This window comes from Desertivirga xinjiangensis, from assembly GCF_024436435.1.
Lineage (GTDB): Bacteria > Bacteroidota > Bacteroidia > Sphingobacteriales > Sphingobacteriaceae > Desertivirga > Desertivirga xinjiangensis.
Window position 1 is genome coordinate 381,276 of record NZ_JAFMZP010000001.1, and the last position, 22,562, is coordinate 403,837.

14 protein-coding genes are annotated in these 22,562 nt (G+C 43.5%); 9 read left to right on the forward strand and 5 right to left on the reverse strand.

Annotated features, from left to right (window positions below):
• Positions 1-47: 47 nt before the first annotated feature.
• Both J3P37_RS01665 and J3P37_RS01670 read left to right on the forward strand, forming a co-directional pair.
• On the forward strand, positions 48-1,061 hold the full coding sequence (locus J3P37_RS01665) for a metallophosphoesterase family protein (protein ID WP_256009250.1): 1,014 nt from the start codon (positions 48-50) through the stop codon (positions 1,059-1,061).
• A 29-nt stretch (positions 1,062-1,090) separates the two neighbouring features.
• On the forward strand, positions 1,091-2,506 hold the full coding sequence (locus J3P37_RS01670) for an alpha-L-arabinofuranosidase family protein (protein ID WP_256009251.1): 1,416 nt from the start codon (positions 1,091-1,093) through the stop codon (positions 2,504-2,506).
• Positions 2,507-2,566: 60 nt separating this feature from the next.
• Here the strand turns inward: J3P37_RS01670 and J3P37_RS01675 are convergent, their stop codons facing one another.
• The 5 genes from J3P37_RS01675 to J3P37_RS01695 form a co-directional block, all read right to left on the reverse strand.
• The gene (locus tag J3P37_RS01675) at positions 2,567-5,098 is read right to left on the reverse strand and encodes a CehA/McbA family metallohydrolase (protein ID WP_256009252.1); all 2,532 of its coding nucleotides are present in this window, start codon (positions 5,096-5,098) and stop codon (positions 2,567-2,569) included.
• 52 nt (positions 5,099-5,150) lie between these two features.
• Positions 5,151-6,935, reverse strand: a complete 1,785-nt coding sequence (locus tag J3P37_RS01680; RefSeq protein WP_256009253.1) for a RagB/SusD family nutrient uptake outer membrane protein — start codon at positions 6,933-6,935, stop codon at positions 5,151-5,153.
• 50 nt (positions 6,936-6,985) lie between these two features.
• A complete protein-coding gene (locus J3P37_RS01685; protein WP_256009254.1) occupies positions 6,986-10,345 on the reverse strand; it encodes a SusC/RagA family TonB-linked outer membrane protein in 3,360 nt (1,119 codons plus the stop codon).
• Between the two features lie 140 nt (positions 10,346-10,485).
• The gene (locus J3P37_RS01690) at positions 10,486-11,532 is read right to left on the reverse strand and encodes a FecR family protein (protein WP_256009255.1); all 1,047 of its coding nucleotides are present in this window, start codon (positions 11,530-11,532) and stop codon (positions 10,486-10,488) included.
• Positions 11,533-11,633: 101 nt separating this feature from the next.
• On the reverse strand, positions 11,634-12,236 hold the full coding sequence (locus J3P37_RS01695) for an RNA polymerase sigma-70 factor (protein ID WP_256009256.1): 603 nt from the start codon (positions 12,234-12,236) through the stop codon (positions 11,634-11,636).
• A gap of 145 nt (positions 12,237-12,381) precedes the next feature.
• Here J3P37_RS01695 and J3P37_RS01700 point away from each other — a divergent pair, with 145 nt between their 5' ends.
• From J3P37_RS01700 to J3P37_RS01730, 7 genes are all read left to right on the forward strand, one after another.
• Entirely contained in the window at positions 12,382-12,960 is a 579-nt protein-coding gene (locus J3P37_RS01700) for an RNA polymerase sigma-70 factor (protein ID WP_256009257.1), read from the forward strand.
• A gap of 77 nt (positions 12,961-13,037) precedes the next feature.
• Positions 13,038-14,048: a FecR family protein gene (locus J3P37_RS01705; RefSeq protein ID WP_256009258.1), complete on the forward strand. Its 1,011-nt coding sequence runs from the start codon at positions 13,038-13,040 to the stop codon at positions 14,046-14,048.
• A gap of 157 nt (positions 14,049-14,205) precedes the next feature.
• On the forward strand, positions 14,206-17,574 hold the full coding sequence (locus tag J3P37_RS01710) for a carboxypeptidase-like regulatory domain-containing protein (RefSeq protein WP_256009259.1): 3,369 nt from the start codon (positions 14,206-14,208) through the stop codon (positions 17,572-17,574).
• Positions 17,575-17,577: 3 nt separating this feature from the next.
• On the forward strand, positions 17,578-19,158 hold the full coding sequence (locus J3P37_RS01715) for a DUF4397 domain-containing protein (protein WP_256009260.1): 1,581 nt from the start codon (positions 17,578-17,580) through the stop codon (positions 19,156-19,158).
• A 29-nt stretch (positions 19,159-19,187) separates the two neighbouring features.
• Entirely contained in the window at positions 19,188-20,303 is a 1,116-nt protein-coding gene (locus tag J3P37_RS01720; RefSeq protein WP_256009261.1) for a hypothetical protein, read from the forward strand.
• 221 nt (positions 20,304-20,524) lie between these two features.
• The gene (locus J3P37_RS01725) at positions 20,525-21,163 is read left to right on the forward strand and encodes a carotenoid biosynthesis protein (RefSeq protein WP_256009263.1); all 639 of its coding nucleotides are present in this window, start codon (positions 20,525-20,527) and stop codon (positions 21,161-21,163) included.
• Positions 21,164-21,261: 98 nt separating this feature from the next.
• Positions 21,262-22,542 (forward strand): PepSY-associated TM helix domain-containing protein, encoded by a 1,281-nt coding sequence (locus tag J3P37_RS01730; RefSeq protein WP_256009264.1) that lies wholly within the window; start codon positions 21,262-21,264, stop codon positions 22,540-22,542.
• Positions 22,543-22,562 lie beyond the last annotated feature (20 nt).

A 22,562-nucleotide genomic window follows, 5' to 3' on the forward strand; every position in this document is an offset into this window, starting at 1 on the left:
CGTGTGCTAAGTAAACTTTTTGGATACCATCTTTTAAAACTTACATTATGATAGAAAACTCAGGCATCAGAATCTGCTCTCCTGCTCTGCTAATAGCTTTGATCGAAGTATTGCTGACCGGGTGTTTCATCTCCCGGAAAGATAAGGAGAAAGAAGCGGAGTTCAGGATTGTTCTGATTCCGGATACCCAGTACTATACAGCTCAAACCCGTAACGCCACCGTCGACATGTTCCGGGCTCAGATCAGCTGGATAAAGAAGTACCACAGGGATTCCTCTATTGCTTATGTTGCAGGTATGGGGGATATTGTTGACGATTATGGAAAAGGAGACCCGGTGGAAAAGCAGTGGGAGAACGCCGTACATAACGGAGGATATTATGCCCTTGAAGAGCCTGCCCCCGGAATCCCTTATGGCCTGGCCATTGGAAACCATGATGAGGCCGATGAAAATCTTAAATTTGGAGATCCGCGCTATCATCATCTTCCAGGCCTTAACCCGCCGAGAAACACTACAAGATATTACAATCACTATTTTGGTGTAGAGCATTTCAAAAACAAACCATGGTACGGGGGCCACGCAAACATTGCTGGCAAGAATAACAATGACTGCCATTTCGATAAATTCACAGTGGCTGGACAAAAGTATATTGTCGTCTTTCTTCCCTTTGATGATATCGGAAACGGCGAAGATAAACAGGGGCTCATGACATCATGGGCGGACTCTGTTTTAAAAGCCAACCCTCTGTCGAAAGCTTTCATTGTGAGTCACAGCATGCTTACCCTCGAGAATGATAAGGGACAAAATGCCTGGAGTCGGCAGGGAAAACGGATTTATGAGGCTTTGAAAGGCAATACAAACATTATTGCAATGTTGTGCGGGCATATCAGCGGCGAGGGTTTCAGGAGGGACGTTTATAATGGGCATGTTATTCGCACTTACCTGACAGATTATCAAAGCGAAAAGAACGGGGGTAATGGCAAAATGAGAACAATGAGAATTAATACACGTACAGATTCCAATAGCCTGAGAACGTTTTCTCCTTATCTCGGACAACACTAGATAGTTCTCCAATTATTAATATAAATTTAATGAAATCGATAGTAAGCATAGTGCTGGCAACAGCACTTTTTCATTTTAATACTGGCGATGATAGTGCAAAGCCAGGGAACGAGTATCATGTTAAAATTGATCCGAAAACAGAGATCGGTAAAGTAAGCCCGGGAATAATGGGCTTTAATATTGTCTATTGCTATGAGGGGGATAAGATGTGGGACGCCGGGAAAGGCAAGGTAGCAGGATTAATGAAAGGACTCAATCCGGGACAGCTGCGTTACCCGGGCGGAACGGTAGTTACTAAGTTCCATTGGGAGAATCCCACAGGGCAAGGATGGAAAGATAGCTGGGACCCTGATTTCGATCCCTCGAAGAATACCTCACCAGGTACTTTTATGGATGTGGACGAATATCTGCAGCTGGTTAAGAGACTAAAGATAGAGCCGCTGGTCGGAATTAATATGGGCTCCGGGATGAAGCACGGAAACGTTGAAGAATCGCTTGCCGAAGCGGTTCGGCTTATGCAGCACTGCAAAAAATCTGGTGTAGAGGTAAAATACTACTATCTTGACAATGAGCCTTATCAGCACGATGCTAATTTTACGTATACCGCAGAACAATATGGCGACATGGTCAATCGCTTTGTACCGGAAATGAAAAAAGTGGATCCCGATATAAAGATCATCGTTAACACTCACCCAAGACCGGATCAGTACATCCGGCCGCTCTTACAGAAGGCCGGAAAAAACATTGATTATGTAGATGTGCACATGTACTGGAAATGGAAGAATGCCACGTTTGCCAACTGGAAGGATGAACCGCTGATGCTACATCAGGATAAGCGAAGTTACGAGCAGCAACGGAAGCTGTGGGAGGGCGTTTTTGCTGAAGAGGGATTTCCTTCCGTAAGGCTTGTCGTATTGGAGTGGAATATCGGTCCGTCGGCAGGCCAGGCAATCCCTAAAGAAGCGGAGGCTGCGCTTATGGCTTCTGAGCAGTTCATCCAGTATATCCGTTCAGGTTTATATATGTCTTGTTTCTGGCCTTTGTCCTGGCCCCGTGATCCGGCAGAAACCACCCGTGCTCTTTTTCCTGAAAGGCAGGAATATAACCCGGGCAGAATGTATAAAATGTTTTCTGAATTCAGTGAGATTCCTGGTAATCAGCAGGTGATGTGTACAATAAACCGGGACAGGCTGATCGGTCTGGGCATAAAAAGTAATGACGGGAAAACGGTTTGGGTTTACCTGGTTAACAAGAATCAGGACCAGCCTGCAAGTAAGGTTGTTTTAGATATGAAGAACTTTCTGATGAAAACGGTTGAAGCGAAAGGTTTCAGCAGTTCAGGAAAGGAACTTTCAAAGAAAGATCTGATAACAGAAGAAAATAAGGAGGCTGTCAGCCTCACGATTCCGGTCAACTCTTTTGTTAAGCTTAGTCTGCACAATTAGCATAAAATAAAAGGCAAGCCTGGATGAACAAGCTTGCTTTTTATTCTTATACTAAAGACACTATTCCCCATCTGCGTCTTTGCCGCTTCTTCTCTCTGGTTTTAAGGGTAAAGGCTCACCCAGAAGATCCTTGTTTACCTTGAATCCGTTAGCATCTATATCTACAAATATGGGGTTTGATATTGCCATGGGCATATGGCGCTTCATATTACCACCAGTAACCATCCCTATAATTTCATTTTCTCCGTAGGCAAGCACTATAAGATGAGCGTCCTCTCTTAATGTCAGCGGAAAGGAATGCTTGAAATTTCCTGACGCCTCATCGAATAATCGCGGGTGCAGCTTTTTAGAGAATGTATGTGCGCTATCTGCCTTCCCGTTAACAATCAGAACTACTTTGTTAATTTTATACCAGTTAGCCTGAAGGGTGCGTACAGATACTGCAACTTTGCCACCGGGCGCAGCCAGATCATCTCCCGGATTAGCGTTGTTAATGTTAACTTCTAAAAAAGGACCGTTACTCATAATAACACGACCTTTCTTTACCTGCATAGCAAGGTCTGTAGAATCAGCCTTCGCCGGAGTGTCTCGGTCGGTCATGATATAATTAAACAGGCCGCCGGTTGCATGCCCTACAGCATGGTTATCAGAGTTAGCCGTGCCGTAGATCCTATACCCCAGGTTCAGCATCTGTAGCCATTGAAAGGACCGTATATTACGTTTCCCTCCTGCAAGAGCAGACGGTAAACCTTGCATTGTTTCACGGATCTCCATAACATCTGTAATCTTTTCCGTTCCGAATCCTCCGTCAGCTATACCATCATTATCCCGGTCGAAATAAAGCTGAGAGATATCAGGATGATTTTGCTGCATTAGCTTGAAAGCGCCGTTATCATAATCGTAAAGACGCTTCATTTGTACAAAAGGGTTTTTGTCTGTTACCGGTGCCCCGTATCCTCTTTTGTCTTCCTGGATGCGCAAAGGGAAACTATTTTGGTGATTGATACTTCCAGGACCCGGACGCCCGCTTAGCTCAATGCCTGTGGAAGACGATATAAAGTTAGTGAGACCCAGTTTTCTAATCTCGTTTGAATACGTGGAAATGCGATTATGTTCAGTGGCCGGAGCAAATTCAACGCCAGCCGCCGCCATATTGATCACACGATCTTCCACATCTGCGTTAGAATCTCCGCTGTTGGTGGTGTGGTTGTGAAGATCTCCGATAAGGTAACCAGGTGTCGAAAAGGCCCTGTTAAGATTTACACTAATGGTTTGGTACTTTCCCGGAGTTACACTAAAAGCAATCACTTCGGTGTTGAACTCCGGGCCATGCGAAAAGATCGCTTCATAGCTTCCCTCAGGAAGAGATACCCTGAAGTCGGTACTTTTTGAATAGTAAAGATTACTGTTCCCATTGGCCCTGGTTGGCGGCCCGAGCACCGGATTCCTGCTGCCTTTTATACCTTTAAACTCAACTTTCACAGGGAAAGTGTTGCCCATGGCATCTTTGGTATTGATGTGAAACGAAACAGCAGATTCTTGTTTCATCTTCAGGTTCAGCATACCGGTAAAGGGGACTCTAATAGTCTGCTGGATGGTGTCATGGCCAACTTTAGACGCATAGAGCTTATAGGTGCCTGCTGAAAGCAACAGGTCCAACTTTCCGGACGGGCCGGTAATAGCCGAAGAGATCAGTTCATCTGCTTCATTGTAAATATCCAGGAATACATCACCGAGTTTTTTTTGCACGGCATCCTGAATAAGTACAGGCACTTTCTCCCATTTTATTCCTGTTTCCTGTTCTTTTAATCCGTTTATATCTTCGGCTGTAATGAGTCGGCGCTCAATGGAAAGTGTCTTTCCTCCAGCCACAGACACTGAATCTTTCGGTCCGGAGCCATAGTAAAAGCGGTAGCCCTGGGCCACAAGGCCGGCTTTCCCGGTGGGGGCAACTGTGGTGATATGGCCCTGGGAAGTGATAACTCCATAGGCACAATTATTCCACTTATTGTTCATAAAGACCATCCGGCTTTTGCCTTCACTGCTAATGTCCTTATTCCCGTTCTCTCCGCGTAGCATATCGTACAGAACCACTTTAAGCGGTGTTTTCGTAGGATTTGTATACGCAGTTTGCACGATCAAGCTGCTCTCGTTATCTTTCAGGGTATAAGTCGTTTCAGTACGCAACGGCTCTGCCGGGGTGGGAAACCTTACTGCTTTTAAGCTTACAGCAGTGCCTGTTGCTTTTAAAACAATGATCGTATCAGCAGATCTTACATCGACCCTTGCGCCGTGGGGGTAATAAACCACCAGCTGGTCATTATTGGTGCTGCGGAGGCTAAAGTCGATAACAGCTCCCTGTATAGAAGAAACCATCTGGTTCGCCTCCCTGTCGGGAGATGCATTTCCAATAACCGCTGAAACTTTTGAATTACGGATAAGCCAGTCGCCGATCAAGGCGTCTCTTTCCTTACCTTTAGGTGCCAGATGAATGGTTGATTTGCTAAGCCGAATGATCTCTCCTGCATAACCTGCAAAGCGGCAGCTGAGAAGGATTACTACTAAGCAAAAAATAGATTTGTAAATTTTCATTGGTTTTAAACGTTGATTAAAAGGATATTAATTGTGTGATCAGAAGGGTCATTTACCATCCGGGATTTTGAAGCATCGTGGTATTCAGGCTTAATTCCAAATCCGGAATGGGCAGGAGATAAAGGTTCTCTTTGAAATAGCGTTTTCTTAGCGGTATTCTTGAATACTTAAATTCAGAGCCCGTTAAGGTTATGTGCATTCCTTCTGTATACTTGCCGTCGAGCCTAGTTCCGGTCTTCGAACGGCAAAGATCCCAAAACCAGAGACCTTCAAAGGCCAGTTCTATTGCCCGTTCATTTCTGATCAGTTCTCTCAGTTCTTGCTGGGAAGGGGATTGTGGCAATCCATAGTTTTTATTCTCTCCGGGGATAATTCCCGCTCTCGCGCGAAGGATCTTTAACTGTTCCAGCGCCTCCCTGGTCAGCCCCGTTTCATTAGCCGCTTCTGCGTAGTTCAACAGGATCTCCGCATAACGGATCAACGGAACGGCCCTGTCTACATTTCCTCCTCCGGATACGGCAGCAAGCTCATCACACATTTTCCGGTGATAGTAACCCGTTGTTGTTCCAGAATTGGAGGTAGAGGGTATTATCCCGTCCGTCTGCCCCTCATATGTATATACCGGTGAAAGTGTTTTAGTACTATTGAGATAGTACAGGCTTCCGTTATACATGACTGTATATCCAAGACGCGGATCCCGGTTGGTATAAGGATCTTTCGGGTCGTAACCTGAATCAGGGTCGCCTATTGCTTTCCCGTTTCTCATCGGAAACATATCAACAAGCTGCTGGGTGGGATAGTCGAAGTACCATGCACCTCCCCTGGATTTTGGGTTATGGGCCAGTTCCATGATTTTACCTGGGGGATAGGATCTGAAGAAGATAAACTCGTTATTCACCCTTGTCAGAAAAACTTTATAAAAGCCATTTCCGGGGCGTGTGTTATTATCGGTCATCAGTGCATACAAATTCATCTCCATCACCTCTTTAGCCGCGAGATAGGCCTCTTTCCAGCGATTTTTATCATAAACAGGATACGACGTCAGCATGATAAGATCAGGATTATCTGAAGTGCTTCCGCCGTTGAAAAGGGGACTGGCGGCAGTGATGAGTATTCGTGATTTCAAGGCCAGCGCTGCGCCCCTGCTTACCCTGCCATAGTCACGGCCTGTTTGCAGTGCGGGAAGTATCGGCGCTATGTGGTCAAGTTCGCTCACCATGTATTCTACACATTCCTGGTATGAATTTCGCCGGGTATCCGGCTGCATTTCAGTACTGAGGATCTGACCATACACGAGCGGTACCCCACCAAAATATTTCATCAGGAAATGGTAATACCAGGCGCGTAGAAAACGTATTTCTGCTGAGGTACGAAGTTTCATCGCGTGGGAAAGTGGGGTATGGTTAATATTCTTAAGAAAGATATTTGCCTGCCTTATTTTATTGTAGAGAAACTTCCAGTCATCATTGATCTTGGTGTAAAAGTTTTGATTGAAAATACCCAGTGTAACTTGTTTGTCGAAATTTCCGGCTGCGGGATAACGGCCTTCGGCGAGATCCGTAAGCTTTTCAAAGTCGCTGGTATTATGGACGATTCCCAACTGGATATTGTAGTCGCAGCCGATATATACGTTGGCCAGAAAATCCATAGTCCTGCTACTGTCAGAGAAAACGTGTGTTTCGTCGAGTTCCTCTTCTGATTTATTATCCAGGAAGCCGTCCTTGCGGCAGGAACAGAAACAAAGGAGCGCGACCAGCACAGCGGGTATAAAGTGACATTTGCCTCTTCTGGTATTGAAAGCAGGAAAATTCTGCATGGTCTTTGTAAAAATGTTCATTAATTAAGAGTCCGAAATTTAATGATTCTACTAAGCGCGCCTGATTTTATTTACCAGTTGATAATCACTCCGGTGTTGAAGATCCGCTGCTGCGGATAGGTGCCATTGTTGCTTCCGCTGGCTACTTCCGGATCAAGCTGGAAGCGCTTGAAGGATGCGGACCAGCTGAATATATTATAGCCGTTTATGAAGAAACTGGCTTTATTGAGGCCTGCCTTTGTGACCCATCTTTCCGGAAAAGAATAATTAATCTGAAAAGAGCGGAGACGCAGGTAGTCTCCTGGTATGGCCCAAAATGTAGAAGGGTTGTCGGACGACATATAAGAACCGGCGAAATTTTTAGTAAGTGCCGGAAATTCCGCATAGGCTTGATTTTCGGTGGTCCAGCGGTTTAAATGAAAGGTTTGAAGGTTCACCTTCCACGGAGTGGACAAATCTTGTCCTACGTGAAAATCAAAGCCGGTATCGGCCTGCAGAAGCAGATCGGCCGAAAAGTTTTTCCATTTAAAGCCCAGGCCCAGACTGAAGCGGTGAGTAGGTAGGCCGGGGTTTCCAAGGTAGGCCATGTCGTCGAAATCAATTTTACCATCCTCATTCAAATCCCGGTATTTCAGATAACCTGCCCCAACCTGGCCGGCGGGCCGTGCTACATCCGGATCGCTGATTTCCTCCGGCTGATAAAAGCCCTCAAATATCCATTGTTTTATTAATCCCACAGACTTTCCTGTTTGCCGCTGCCAGAAATAGCTTACCTGAGGTTCGTCAATTTCCCTGATCTCGTTTGCTGCATAGCTGTACGATGCCTTCGGCGTGATGAGCGTTTTGCCTGCTTTTAAAATATAGTTTAACTGCAGCTCAAGCCCATGATTACTCACTTTTCCTATGTTGGCCGAGGGAATTGCGGTAATACCGGAGTGCGGTGCAATGGTGCTTCTTACCGTTAGTATATCATATCGAAAATTATTGAAGTATTCGGCCGTTCCGGAAATTTTGCCATCCGCAACAGCTATATCAACACCTATATTCAGTTTTCGCTCTTTTTGCCAAGTGAGGCCTTTATTTCCGGTAGATCCTTCTGCAATACCTGTATAAGCCTGATGGGTTTCTCCGAATGAATATTGCGAAGTGCGTACGTAGCTATCCCTGTATAAATAATAGTTTCCGCTGCCGGGATCTTCACTTCCTGTGATTCCAAAAGAACTGCGGATTTTTAGTTTTGAGACCGAAGGGAAAGTGTTTTGGAAGAACTTCTCAGAGGCTATATTCCATCCTGCAGCGAAGGCCGGGAAGAGGCCATACCGTCTGCCCGGGGCAAAGCGGTCGGTACCGTTCAATGCGCCTGAAATCTCCAACAGATACCGTTCATCGAAATTATATTCCGACCGGAAGGTAAGTCCCCTGAAATTAGAAGGTATATAGTTATCGGCTAAATTTATAGCAGGGCCAGTGAATGATGATTGATTGTACAAGGCCAGAAATTGGAAGAAATGCTTTTTTAACCTTGTTGTGTAGGTGGCACTCGTCCGCAGGTTTAGCTGATAAGCCGGCGACCCGGGCTGATAAGATTTTGACCAGGGATCTACTCTGAAAATATTCGGATCGCGTGGATGATAAATGCCGGTAGTAGGATCAAAGAAAAAAGAAGGAAAATTTCTCCGTACAAGTTCCTTTTCGGCACTATTCATACTAAGTATCGAGAAAGCACCGCTTACTTCAAGACCTCTGATAATATCGTTCAGTTTTTGAGTAACAACGGTATTAAGATTAAGCGTGTTTTCTTTTGTCCGGCGATACCCCCCGTAAGTCAGGCGACCAATGATGTTCGGCTTTGACCCTGAGGGAGCCCTTGAGGGCGAAGAATAAGCAAAGCTTTGGTCTGGATTACGGATAGCATACATATATGGACTTAAATGTTCATAGCTGAATACTTCGGCAAAAGCGGCCACTTCGCCGGCCCCGGAAGCACCATCAAAATAAGGGTTATTTCTGGTACTAAGGGTTCCCGAAAAGTCAAACTTGAACGAAAGGGATTTGCTTGCTTTCAGGTCTATATTCGACCGGAAGTTATACCTGTTGTTGAAGTAGTTGGTGTTGACATCGTTTTCCGGAGAGAAGTTCCTGAGCATCCCCTGCTGATTCAGAAACCCCATCAGCAAATAGTATTTCACTTGCTCAGTTCCGCCGGAAATTCCAAGCCTGTTTTTGAATACAGGGGCGAAAGATCTGAAGAGTGTTTTATACCAATTGATATCGGGATGAGCGTATGGGTCAAGCCCGTTCCTGAAAAGGTTCAGGTCAGCCTGCGAAAATTCAGGAGCAACTGATGTTCCCCGGGTTAGATTATCGTTTGCAATAGATTCATTTAACAGCAATGCGGTTTCATAAGCGTTGAGAAATTCGGGAACGTGCGTTGGTTGCTGGATTCCATATTCTGATCTGAACTCAAACACAGGTGCGGATTTTTTACCTCTCCGGGTGGTTACCAGAATAACTCCGTTAGCAGCCCGAACACCATAGATTGCAGTTGAAACGGCATCTTTCAGCACAGTTACATTTTCCACTTCCCCTGGATCAAGTAGGGAAAGCTTTTCATAAGGGTATTCAAAGTTGTCTACAAGAACCAGAGGAGAAACGTTACCCGTAAAGGTGCTTATCCCTCTGACATACATTTTTGTAGCATCTTTTCCGGGCATTCCACTCTGTTGTTGTGAAAATAAACCGGTTATTTTTCCTGAAAGCATGTTTTGGAGACTTGCTGATGGTGTGGCCTCAATCTCCTGATGATTTAACGAGCTGATTGAACCGATCCGTGTTATTTCTTTTTGTTTTCCGTAACCCACTACCACCACTTCTGAAAGTGTCTTGCTTTCTCCTTCAAAATGTACATCTGTCTGCAAGTTGTCAACCGGTATCTCTACATTTTTAAAACCAATGTGGCTGAAAATCAACATAGCGTTTTTTTTTGAGTTTATCTGGTAAGAACCATTACTGTCCGTCAAGGTTGAGCCTGACTTCTCTCCCTTGACAACAACTGTTGCGGCAGGAACCGGCTGGCCGCTTGGGTCAAAGACGGTACCGCTAACAGTAATATCAATATCTTTTTTAGCTAAGGCCTTTATGAAAACCGCGCCTTTGTCCGTTATCTGCCAGGTCAGATCGAGGTTGCCGAGGAGTTTCTCCATGATAGTATTAATGCTTGTATGCGGGCTGGTGATAAGGTCTGCTTTTTTACCGGGAGGAAATAAATCGGGCCCATAAAAGAAACGGTAGCCTGTATTGCTTTGTATTATTTCAAGTATCTCGGGTATTGTTTTTCTCCGAAGATTGAAGTGCATTCGATCTGAAGACTGCGGGTGGGAGCTGAAAGGAATTAAAAATAATAGAACCAGGAAGATAAAATTCTCCTTCATATGCCTGTCGAACCGGAACCGGGATTAAATACCGCAATTTCAGGATCCGGATTGAACACTTGATTAGGATAAGATGAATATAATATTAAGCCCATGATGATGGAGTAGTTCTGATCAATTCCAGCTTATGTAGAAAAAGTCTATTTAGGCGTAATCAACACTCTGTTTCCGGATATCCAGTAGTTGAAAGGGATCATTTGCTTTAGTTCATCCATAGCTTCTGTCAGTGTCTCCTGAGCAAAAGCGCCGGTTATACGGCTGTTTTTTAAGCTTTCATCATGTATGGATATCGCCACGTCATATCGTCGCTCCAGTTTACCAGCCAGATCTTCCAGTCTTTCAGCTTTGAAAATCAGTTTGTCTGATATCCAGGCAATTTCGGAAAAGTCGTTCGTGCCGCTACCGGGATCCATGTCCATTACTTCAAATTTTTTCTGTCCGGCTTTGGCCTCATGATAATAAATAAGCTTTTCAGCCGGCTTCAGGGAGATTCTTTTTGTTGCCGGGTTGCCTTTGATTACAACTTCTACGGCACCTTCTATCAATGCTGTTTCAGTGATGTTCTCAGCGGGATACGATCGGACATTAAAAGTAGTTCCAAGGTCTTTTATATCCAGGTCCCTGGTGTGAATGATAAAAGGACGTTCCTCATCATGGTCCACAATGAAAAAGGCTTCGCCCTCCAAATTTACTTCACGGGTATTCGAAGAAGAAAAATCGGAAGGATATGTCAGGTAAGATCCTGAGTTTAATTTAACGCGTGATCCATCCGGCAAGGTCACTTCTGTACTTTTGCCTTTTCCTGCGTAGATCTTGTTAAGGGATGTGATTCCACGACTGCCCTTTAGCAGGAAGTAAAGTCCTCCAGCCATAACGAGGGCGATTAAGGCTGCAAAAACCGGCAGTTTATAATTAAATCGCTGTTTCTTTTTCTGATCCGGAAGCTCATAGGTATTCTCAGTTACGGTATCAGCATCTGTAGGTACAGTATTAAGCATCGCCCGGATCTCTTCGAGCAAATGTTCAGGAACCTGCTCTCCAGGACCAATAGCAGAAAGCACCTCGAATGTATACCAGGCATCCGGATGGCTTTTAAACAGAGAATCCAGCTCATCCCCCTCAGGAGAGGTTAAAGTACCTGATAGCTTTTTACTTATCAGAAGCCAGATTCTGTTATCGTCAGCCATTTAAAGGTTTAGGGTTGTTTCAGGCAATATCAGACATGCTGCTGAAACGCACTTTTATTAATAGAGTCGTTTGGGCCGACAATATACTAAGTTCTGTGAAATTATTTTTCGAGGCCATATAAAGCTATTGCAGAACTTATCTTTTTTATTGCGATAGCAAGTTGTGCATCAATCGTATTAACTGAAATTTTTAACCTGACAGCCACATCTTTATTTCTGTGTCCCTGTTCGCGTATTAACTGGTAGATCAGTTTGCACCTGGGAGGCAGGTTGTCAACGACAGATGCTATGATCTTTTTGAGTTCAGCCGAGAGCAGTTGTGTTTCCGGATCAGCAGCGGTATCCTGTGATAAATTTTCAGCCGGTTCATCAGTATATAATAAAACTTCCTCTTGTTTCTTTTGCTTCGAAAGATGCCGGAAGCACTTATGTCTAACCGCAGTAAAAAGATATACTTTTAGATGCTGTATTGTCTCGAGGTCTTCCTTTTTGCTCCAAACCTGGAAAAGGACATCTGAGACAATTTCTTCGGCAGTCTCCTTAGACTTTATGTAAGATTCAGCGAAACCGGAGAGAGTGCTAAAGTATTCATCCCACAGATAACGATAAACTTTTCTGTAATCTTTCTGCCCGACCAGATCGCTCAAATTCTGTTTCAATGTGTGATATTTCGTGAAATCCTTCTGCAAAGGAAGGTCTTGCATGTTAATAGAACGTTGATATAAGGTGAAGAATTCCAGTTTAGAACATCAATGTACCCAACAGAGGCCAATTGAACTAGTACGCTAAATTTTAACCTTAACTTAATGTATTAGCAAAGCTAATATTATAGTTTGGCTGAGAATTGGTATGTCAGTAAAAGATAGTTCAGGAGAGTTGATTTTAAAGTATCTGAAAGAGGACGAGAGTAAAGCTTTCGATCTTCTTTTTAGGAAGTACTTTCATAAATTGTTTCTTTTTGCGCGGAAACATCTTCGCGACGATCATCTCGCAGAGGACCTATTAATGGATGTAATCCTTTCCTTTTGGGAAAAAAGAGAAAAGCTTATTACCATTGATAATATAGATGCTTTTCTGTACCGAAGCGTGAAAAATAAAATCGCAGATCACTATCGGAAAAAGGTTTTGCTGACGGAGCCTATTGAAGAAGCGATTAGTTCGTTGAGCGCCTGCGACAGTACTGATGCATATACACAACTTAAGGAGACCAGGGATGCCTACCTGCAGGGGATCGGTCAATTAAGTGAGCAGCGCCGACGGGTATTTGAGTTGCGCAGGCATGAGCACTTGTCTGTTTCTGAAGTGGCTGAACGTCTAGACATTTCTCCTAAGACTGTGGAAAATCATATGACTGCTGCACTGAACTTTTTAAGACAACATCTCAAAAAGATCGGCATTGCCAGTTTCTTCCTTTTCCTGCTTAAGTAAAAAAAAACGAGAAGTTATTGGGGGCTTCCCTTTCTTTTTTCGTCATGATGAATGCTGGTACGAAGACCAGCCAGATTATGACAGAAAACAATAGAAGGAAAATACTTAAAAAATATATAAATCAGCAATGTAGTTCAGCAGAACTTAAGGTAGTCCGGCAGTTGCTAAAGCGACGATCAGGTAAAGCGGAGCTTGAAAGATTACTGGATGAAGATTGGGCAGGCTTCTCTGACTCAGAAACAGCCGATGAAACATTGATACGCTGGAAATCCCGCTTTTTTTATCAGAAGCGTCTCAACGAGCGTTTCAAAAGTAAAAACCTTTACTCCTTTATATCTTATGCAGCTGCTGCGTGTGTTGTGCTTGCCTGCTTTACCTTGTTCTGGCAGAGCAAAGTAAATAGATACTCTGAAACAAAGTCAGTTAAATTAATTGAAAAATATAATCCTGCAGGACAGCGATCAAAGATCCTGCTTCCGGACAGCTCCGTAGTCTATCTTGGTCCCGCAAGCTGCCTTTCCTTTCCGGAAGAATTCAACGAGAGCAAAAGGGAGCTGAGCCTGGAAGGCGAGGCATTTTTTGAAGTTAGAAAAGATGTTAAGCGGCCGTTCACGGTACACACTGGCAGGGTACGAACAAGGGTTTTGGGAACATCGTTTAAGGTTGATTCCAGGGAACGTGATGTAATTGTGTCTGTTGCAACAGGGAAGGTGCGTGTAAGTGTAACAGATGGCACTAAAACCACTCCTCTTGCAGAGCTGCTGCCTGGTAGCAGAATTTCGTTTAATCAATTAAGCCGGGTAAGCATCGGAGACACTGTTGCGCCATATGAACTAGTTGCCTGGAAAGAGGGTAAAATCTTTTTCAATAATACACCACTTAAATCTATCGCCGAACAACTGCAGTACTGGTATGGTGTAAAAATTCTCGTAAATGATGCTGAGCTGGAGAAGTACAGGTTCACGTTGTCAGTAAATGCCATGCAGCCACTAGGCCATGTTATGGAAATTATAGCGAGTACTGCAAATATTAATTATTCAATAAGCGGCAATAAAACAGTTTTGATTCAAAAAGAAGGAGGAAAATGAGTTAAGAAAAAATACAAATAAACCGTCCGCATAGAAGCGGACGGAGATGCCTTGCTTAACCAACGGATTGACAGCCTCGGGTTAAGCCAGCTTTTGACCTGAAGGAAACTTCAGATATAACAGTTTCAAATTATAGTCCCGTTACAATATCAAAAATATGCAAAAAGTACTAGATCAGTACAATAGTATTCGTTTTATTAGGAGCAAGCTGGTGCTTGTCCTGTTTTTATTTTTTAAATGCTCGTCTTTGCTGTATGCAAATTCCTTCAATGAACAAAATATCGATAAGATTAAAATAGATTTTGTGATCCGGGATGCCAGTATCGCTCAGTCATTTTTGGCACTTGAACGACAAAGTGGCGTACAGATCTCTTTCCTGAATCAGTTAGTGTCTAAGGAGAAGAAAAAAGTTAGTATCGATCAGAAGGGGATTACTGTAGGGGGTGTTTTACGACTGATCCTGGATAGAACCAATCTTGACTATAAACTGGTAAGAGATTATGTGGTGATTGAAGAAAAAATACCGGTACAGCCCCCGAAAGTGCTTAAAGGCAAAGTAACCGATCTTAAAGGAAGTTCGCTTCCAGGTGTTTCGATAAAGTCAGAGGGTAAATTACGGTCCACCGTTACGGATATTAACGGACTTTTTTCTATTCCTGCAGAGCTCGGTGATAAGCTGGTGTTCCAGTTTCTTGGCTTTGAGACGCGGGTTTTAACCTATTCAGGTGAGCAACAGATTATTGTACAACTTAAAGAGTCTAATCAGGGATTGAAGGAAGTTGTGATTCACGGACGTCGCTCAAGTGCATCAGATGTTGCCCTTTTATCCGACAGGAGAAAGTCGACAGCTGTTCAGGATGGCATAAGTTCAGAAGGTATTGCAAAAGCCGGCAGTATAAATACCTCGGAAGCTTTGCAAAGAGTTGTCGGGGTTTCGGTATCGGATGGAAAATACGTAGCGATCCGGGGTTTGAGCGACCGGAATATTGTTGCTCAATTGAACGGCGCGCGACTTTCCACGGCTAATGCGGATAGAAGTGCTGTTCCTCTGGACCTGATACCAGCAACGCTCCTGGATAATATCTCGGTGATAAAGACCCTTACTCCAGACAAACCGGCTGATGCCACAGCTGGGGTGGTTGAGTTAAAGACTAAGTCGATTCCTGAGCGATTAACCATAAATATTATTGCTTCAAGCGGTCTTAATAACAGAATAGGCGCCGGTGGAAGTTACACCTCATTTGAAGGTAGTGACCTGGGAAGCTTTGGTCAACTCGCAGGTAAGAGGAATCTTCCCGGCGAGTTTAAAGATCTGCGCTATCAGTATATGAACGTGGAAGGTGGAATTCAATCGGCTTTTAAGAACAGCGCCAATAGTCCGGGCGATTTTCAGGAGGCCCTGAGAATTAATCGTCTGATGGAAGATTTTGACCCGGTGCTCACTACCTCTTTGAAAAAGGCAGAGGCAAACCAGCTTTATTCTTTCACGATAGGAAACAACTATACAGTACTTGATAGAAAGCTAGGTGTAATACTAGGAGCTAATTATTTCAGCCGTACAGATGCCAATCAGGGAGGTGAATTTAATACCTATTCTTTCTATGGCGGTGCTGCAACAGGAGGGTATAACACCAGTACTGAAATACCTGATTTTATAACACCGAACAATATAAAACTACTGCCGTATCAAAGTTACAAGGAACATAGCGGGACACAGCAGGTAACGTATGGCGGTCTCGCAGCTCTAGCATATAAAATTTCTGAACAGCACGAAGTTAGCGCCCACTATGTCGGAACCAAGGGGGCCGAAGCAACGGGAATGAATATGATCGGTGGATATCCTTCGTCTAACCTTATATCGGAGAAGAAGTTCAGTATAGGTAACCAAATTTACAATCTAAGAACTACGGAACGTGATTTCCACACCCTTCAGCTTAAAGGAGAACATAAATTAGGGAAGGGAGCATCTGCCTGGAGGTTCAACTGGAATGCCAGTGGATCCAATGCTCTCCAAAATGACCCCGACTTCAGAAGTGTTAATCTAGTAATTGATACTAATCAGATTTATGAAGTGAACAGGACAACTTATCCTGAATACAGTTTTCCGGATGGTGATGAACTTAGCGGCCGGTATTTCAGGAACATGAAGGAAAAGAACAGGAATTATTTTGCTGATCTCTCGCGCGAATTCAAAGTTAACAACGATTTACAGATCAATCTCAAATTCGGTTATTTCTTTTTAAAGCGCTCGAGAAACTATAATGAACAGGTATTAGGGTTGCCAGATGCAGGTCAGCTAATGTATCTGAATGGTGATTTAAATGCATTGGTATCTCCTGGCAATATCGGGATCAGGGAAGGTGCTCAGGGAGCTGAAGGTACATCACTAGAAACTGCGCATCTGTACAATATAAAACCCACAAGAAACAATTACACCGGTTCGCAGAAAGTGGATGCCATGTATCAAATGATAGATCTGAGATATTTGGATAAGTTTCAGCTGGTAGGAGGGGTACGATTTGAACAAACGCTGATGCGTGGCGATGTGGATACGGTGGGTATTGGTATTGATCAAACCAATTTCAGTAAATTACAGAAGGATTCCCTTTCTGGAAGTTTGTACAACACCGGTTTCAAACCGTTCTGGTCTGGAACTTTTATTTATCGTCATAACGCAAAGATGAATTTCCGGGCGGCTTATTCCAGAACCTTACAGCGGCCCGAGATCCGGGAGTTTGTGCCAACCACTCAATTTGATGCTTTCGAAAATGCTTTTGTTAAAGGAAATCGTGAGCTTATAAACTCCTCTGCTCAGAATCTCGATTTCAGATGGGAATGGTTTCCCTCCCTTTCAGATGTATTGTCTATATCGGTATTTTACAAAAAGATTGAGAACCAACTGGAAAAAGTTTTCAGCGGACCTGCCGGCGTAGCGGCCAATGGCCCGGCATTCACTCCCTCGATATCTTATCAGAACAATACCGAAACCGGCAGGGTTATGGGATTTGAATTTGAGGTTCAGAAAAACCTGGGTCTGTTAGGGAGAGGAATGCGAAATTTCAGTATCAACGCGTCGTTAATGCTGGCGAACAGTTCTGTAAAACTAAATAAGGACCGTCTGAACTCAGCCAGGTTGATAGATCGTTATGCTCCTGACAAAAGTCCTGTATTTGAGCAGCCTCCATATGTGATCAATACCAGTGTGTCTTATGACAATAAAAAGTTGGGTTCCGTATTCAACCTTCAATTTAATCAGATAGGAGAACGCCTGGTGGAAGTACAGCTAAACGGGGGCCCGGATGTATATGAGCAGCCAGCGGGCGTATTAGATGCTGTAATTAAGCAAAAGATTTTTAAAGGACTGCAATTAACGGGCTTTGCTAAGAATATCCTGGATCCTGATTTCAAACGGGTGTATGCCAAGCCCGGGAGGGGTGGCAGGTATGGTACCTACAACGAAGAATATGTGAGGAGGAAATACCGCAGGGGAGCTGAATTTATGCTTGGCCTGAACTATAATTTTTAATTTATGAAAAGATTTTTTTTACTGATAATATTCATCGCGGTCGCTTCCCTTCTTTCCTGTAAAAAGTCAAAAGATCTTTTTGAAGTGCGAGATATTGAAAAGTCCGGCGTAACCCTGTATAATGTAGCAAAAGGCGAGAACGAGGGCATTCACCGTGTCAATTACGAAGAAGATCCGCTTACGGGAAAACCCAGGCTGCACACTGACTTCCAGATCGGGATGTGGAATGAAAGCACTGGAATAGCCTCTTCAAATCAGCTGTCGGTCAAACCCGGTAACCCTGTTAATATTCCCGGTGCTGCATTCATTAACGATACGTTGCGCCTTCGCATTTTTCAAACCGGTGTTCCTGTAGTCAATCATCTCGTGTCTAAGGGAGAAAAAGATATCTACTATTACGCCTCAGGCGGGCGTGTTACACACAATAACTCTCGTTCAGCATCCTATGACCTGAAAGAATTTCAAAAACAGAATGAAATGCCGGCTCCGGGTAAATTTAAGATCAGACTTTTGAATCTTGATTATGGCTCTACATTTCCGGTGACAGCGGCCCCTGCGCAATTTTGTACTTTGAAACTGAGCGATGGGCGTGAACTAATAAAGGACGTGGCTCTGGGCTCACGGTCTGATTATATTGAACTTCCTTATGGTACTTACCGTTTGTCTGTAACAGATAATGACGGAAATATCAGGTCGCAGGTATTAAGCAGTTTTTTACCCGAAATTGCAGGGGGCAGAGCAGCAACGACTCCAGTATACTTCAAACCTGGTGGAAATTATACCGTGGTATGTATTTCGGTATCTAGTTATACGCAAGGTTACCACATGTTCGATATTATCGAAGATAAAATATTTCCACAGGATCAGTATGGCAAGGTTCTGTTTCTTAATGCCTTGCCCTCTTCTTCAGGAGCGGAAATGGTTTTAGGTACAACTCAAACCGGACTTGTTACTTTTGGCAGCTATTCTCGATATGCAACATTAGTAGCCGGAGAACATTCGATTTCAGTTAAAGCAGGCGGTGTCACTATCGTTGAAGAAAAAGTTCAACTTAAGCCCGGTGATAATTTAAGCTTAGTGCTCTATGAAAAAGATCGAAAGCCTGCCTTAAAGGTTATTCAGAATGTCCTTAAACCAGGTTCAGAACTCGCTGGAGTTAAAACTCAGTATTTTAATTTTTCAGATGCTCCGATGATCACCTTCAGGAAGAACAACGATGAAGCGATCACGAATACCCAGTGGGAACCGTCGGATACTAAGAGTACTTACCTGCAGCAGGGCAAAACACTTAAGGAACAGAAACAGATTGATGATTGGTTCGTGGAGTATTCAAGCTTCGACTTCGAGCCTTGGAGTGATTATTTCCCCGTCAGGCTCTCCGTTTTTCTCAATACGTCAATAAATGCACCTCTGCCGGGTACGAAGGTTAATGGAGTGGAGTTGGAATATCCCTTCAACTATACGCACATGGGGCCTGACAAAGCTGATCCGGATATTTATTCTGTGTTTCTGGTGGGCAGAACGAACTCCACGTTACCAGAGGATAAAGCAAGGATTATTGTTATCCCTCATTCAAATAAGTGATGATGATTATACCATTAAAACGAACTACGATGAAACAGAATTTATATTTACTTAGCCAGATAGTTGCAGTATTACTTTTTGCTTCCTGTAAGAAGGATGATCTAAAACCTCTCCCTAATGCTGCATATATACGGGCATTTCAAGGCCAAACGAATTTTGGTCCCGGCGAAGGGCCGATGGGGGCTACAGGTATCCCGACCGGCAACCCAAAACTCTATTTTATTATCGATGCAGATTTCTCAGTTCAGGATCAGCATCCCTTCGGTGGAAGTTTCGCAGAGGTTCTATGGCCACGAAGCAATTTTCAAGCCGGTTATTACCGTTATTCAGGAACATCAACAACCGAGTTTCCGGGAAACAAGACCTTCAAGCCCGTAGGGCCGGTTATAAAAGAGGCCGATCTAAGCGCCTGGATGCAAATAGAACCTGGAAAGCATCGCATCACTTTTCTTCAATACGACGAATCGCAAAGGCCGTACCGGTATAAAAAGGCCGCTGTTGTACTCGATACGGTGTTAAACCTGGACGCTGGTCAGTATTACACCCTGCAGTCTGCAAGCATCGATATGGAAGATCATACTAAATACCGGCTTCAGGTGCTTAAGGAGAATATGTCGCAGGATTTTAGTGATAGTACAAAGATCTATATGTCTTTTTTTAGTGCGATGACCGACCCCGCAGCGTTACCAGCATCGGAGGTCGATATTTATCATTCCTATTGGTATGTTCAGTATTTAAACCCTGGAGTCGTTAACAGTCGCTACAAGGAAGTGATTTCGACTGAGGAATTTGTAACAACTCTGAATTCGCGTTTCTCCCAGGATGAAGATAATCAGTCTGCTTGGGTACCTCTTGATTATCCTGCAATGTTTTATAATATTTCTCCTGCCGGTGAAATCAGAAGAAAGCCTTTTAGTGTGTTTACAATTTATAGGAAAGGAGAAAGTAAAGCCGGAGGACATACTCCTCTTATGAGATGGAACAGCTTCTATGCAGGCGCTCCGTTTAACAATGGTCTGCCTGAGTTGATTGGTGGAGATATCAGAAAAATTCAACTATGTAATTTCCGGTATTATTCCTGGGGAGCACCCGTTTCGGACATTCGATTTTATGCCCATGGAGTTAAGAGAATAATTCGCAGGTAATAATTAAAAAAACAAGACAGGAAGCTGAATTAGGCAATCTGTCTTGTAAGATTTTTTAGCCAGGCAGAATATTAAGATTATCGTTGATGCGTTGATATAGCAGGTTACAATAGTAGCCTGCTTTGTTGTTGCAGTTAATTGCCCGGCTCTTCAGGCTCGCTTTACAAGAGGTCTTACACATCAAAGTTTCCGAAAGTTAAGAGAATGGTTAATTTTACGCGATGAACAGCACTAAAGTCAAACCTCTTAGCATTCTGGTTATCTTGTTCCATATCATAGGTTTGGCTGGCTTTGCGATTCCATCATTGTCAAAACTCTGGCGAGATCTGGTTCCTTTTCATCTGCTAATTATGTTCGTTATCCTCCTGGTAAGTCAAACCGGCAAGAATTCGGACTTCTGGAAATTTATGGTTTTAACTTACATCTTCGGTTATGGAATAGAATTACTGGGGGTGCATACCGGATACATTTTCGGTTCTTACCAATATGAAACTACCCTGGGCTTTAAGCTGGCGGAAGTTCCCCTTCTGATCGGAGTTAACTGGATCTTAATCTTATTTACTGTTGGTTGCTTCGTAAACACTTTGCCCTTGAAGAAACCTTTAGTCCGTGCCGGGCTGGCTGCGCTGCTTGTCGTGATCCTCGATTTATTAATAGAACCGGTGGCAGTTCTTCACGATTACTGGTCCTGGTCGGGGGAGGTAATACCCATTCAAAACTATGTTGCCTGGCTTGTTTTTTCTTTCCTGATGTTATTGCTTTTTAATAAGCTCGACTTTAATAAAAGAAATTCTGTTGCGTCCGTTTTATTTATTGCGCAGTTTTTCTTTTTCCTGGTTTTAAATCTGGTTATTCTCTGATGCTTTACCGTTATTCGGATTAATTCTAAATAATCTTTGGAAATCTGTTTTGAGTCTTTATCTTCGCACTGTTTTTAACCAGTCTAAATAACGAAGGTATGACTTTCAAAAAAATCAATAACTGGCTGCATTTATGGCTGGGACTTATTTCAGGGATAATTGTCTTCGTGGTATGTTTAACTGGCTGCATTTGGGTATTTAATGAGGAGATTACAGCCATGTTACATCCTGAAACCAGTATTGAAAGTCAAAACAGGCCGGTAATGACTCCTTCTCAATTACAGGATGCTGCCCGTAAGCATTTTCCTAATCTAAGTGTAGCTTATGTTACTTATCAGCAGGGGAGAACAGCTTATGTTGGTTTAGGCGACAGGAGAAAAGATGGCGTAACTTTACAGCTTAATCCTTACACCGGAGAACTGGTAAATAAAACAGAAAGTAAAAAAGGTGAGGTTGACTTCTTTAGGTTTATACTAAATGGTCATCGTGCCTTATGGCTGCCTTACGAGATAGGCCGCCCAATTGTAAATTATGCAACACTGGTTTTCGTTATTCTTCTGATAACCGGTCTCATCTGGTGGTGGCCCAAAAGATGGAACAAAACCACGCGTCAAAAGAGTTTCAAAATTAAATGGGGCGCTTCCTTTAAGAGGGTAAATCTTGATCTCCACAATGTCCTTGGTTTTTATTCACTGCTGTTCCTGTTAGCCATTGCTTTAACCGGGATGGTGTGGGGAATTGAATGGTACAGTAAGGGATTATATTGGGTAACTTCTGGTGGACAATCACTTATAGAACGTGGGAGGCTCGAGTCGGACTCTCTGATGATAAATACCTTGTACAAGCCCGAACAGGCGATGGATCTGGCATTTGAAAAAGTGATCAGTAAACATCCGGAGGCACAGGGATTCTACTATTCTTTTCCGGACACGTCAAAGCCCAAATCAATTATATTCGTGTCGATATACCCAAGTAAAGGGCAGTTTTATAACAGTAAGAGTTATAAGTTCGATCAACATACTTTAAAGGAGCTCAAGAGCGGGGACGTGTATGAAGCCTCTTTCGAGGAGGCACCCTTCGGTGCCAAGCTTCGGAAAATGAATTATGATATTCATGTTGGCAGCATTTTAGGCTTCCCCGGCAAGGTGCTGGCTTTCTTAGTAACCTTAATTGGAGCGTCATTGCCGGTTACAGGTTTCCTTATCTGGTGGGGCCGGAAGTTCGGAAAAAATAAAAGAGTTAAAAGCGGAGATAAGTCGGGGCACATGGAGGCGACTGGCCCAATCGTTCCTGTTAAAATTCCTGCGCGTACAGGCACTATTGCGAAACCTGAGCTAGTACTAAATACCGTTCATGTGCAGTCGCCTAAGGGCGAATAAATTACAACATTGCAAATCAA